Origin of the sequence: Pseudomonas sp. OA65 (genome assembly GCF_017498305.1) — a bacterium.
GTDB lineage: Bacteria > Pseudomonadota > Gammaproteobacteria > Pseudomonadales > Pseudomonadaceae > Aquipseudomonas > Aquipseudomonas zanjanensis.
Genome location: NZ_JAGDEZ010000093.1, coordinates 1 through 1339, shown reverse-complemented (window position 1 = coordinate 1339; position 1339 = coordinate 1). Strand labels below are relative to the sequence as shown.

Sequence of the window (1339 nt, the reverse complement as noted above, 5' to 3'; positions counted from 1 at the left end):
ACCACCGTCACCGAAAGCATCAGCACCGCTACTGGCGGCAACCTCGAAGCCATCGCCCCGAACACCGCGCCAGTCAGCACTGTGGTTAGCGACGTCAACGACACCACCACCGTGACGTTGACCGCCAATCCGACCGTGAACGAAAACGGCACCATCACTTATACCGCCACCCTGACCGGCGCCGACGGCAAACCCGTCACCGCACAAAACGGTCCGGTCACCGTGACGCTGGAAAGCGGCAAAACCATCACCATCGCCGCCGGTGCAAGTTCGGGCACGCTCGATGTCGCTGTGGGTAACGACGTTTATCAAGGTCCGACCACCGTTACCGAAAGCATCAGTACCGCCACTGGCGGCAACCTCGAAGCCATTGCTCCGAACACCGCGCCAGTTAACACTGTCGTCAGCGATGTCAACGACACCACTACCGTGACGCTGACCGCCACGCCGACCGTGAACGAAAACGGTACGATCACCTACACCGCCACCCTGACCGGTGCCGACGGCAAACCCGTCACCGCACAAAACGGTCCGGTCACCGTGACGCTGGAAAGCGGCAAAACCATCACCATCGCCGCCGGTGCAAGCTCGGGCACGCTCGATGTCGCTGTGGGTAACGACGTTTACCAAGGCCCAACCACCGTCACTGAGTCGATCAAAGATGCATCCGGTGGCAACCTCGAAGCCATTGCTCCGAACACCGCCCCAGTTAGCACCATCGTTAGCGATGTCAACGACACCACCACCGTGACGTTGACCGCCACGCCAACCGTGAATGAAAACGGCACCATCACTTATACCGCGACCCTCACCGGCGCCGATGGCAAGCCAGTTACCGCGCAGAACGGTCCGGTGACCGTGACTCTGGAAAGCGGCAAAACCATCACCATCGCCGCCGGCGCAAGCTCGGGCGCGTTGGATGTCGCGGTTGGCAACGATGTGTACCAAGGCCCAACCACCGTCACTGAGTCGATCAAAGATGCATCCGGTGGCAACCTCGAAGCCATTGCTCCGAACACCGCCCCAGTTAGCACCATCGTTAGCGATGTCAACGACACCACTACCGTGACGCTGACCGCCACGCCGACCGTGAACGAAAACGGCACCATCACCTATACCGCCACGCTGACCGGCGCCGATGGCAAGCCAGTTACCGCGCAGAACGGTCCGGTCACCGTGACGTTGGAAAGCGGCAAGACCATCACCATCGCCGCCGGTGCAAGTTCGGGCACACTCGATGTCGCTGTGGGTAACGACGTTTACCAAGGTCCGACCACCGTCACCGAAAGCATCAGCACCGCTACTGGCGGCAACCTCGAAGCCATCGCCCCGAACACCG

1 protein-coding gene is annotated in these 1339 nt (G+C 61.1%); it reads left to right on the top strand.

Annotated features, from left to right (window positions below; translation table 11 throughout):
• Positions 1–1339: immunoglobulin-like domain-containing protein (locus J3361_RS29235; RefSeq protein WP_207967446.1), on the top strand; the 1339-nt coding region annotated here is incomplete at both ends.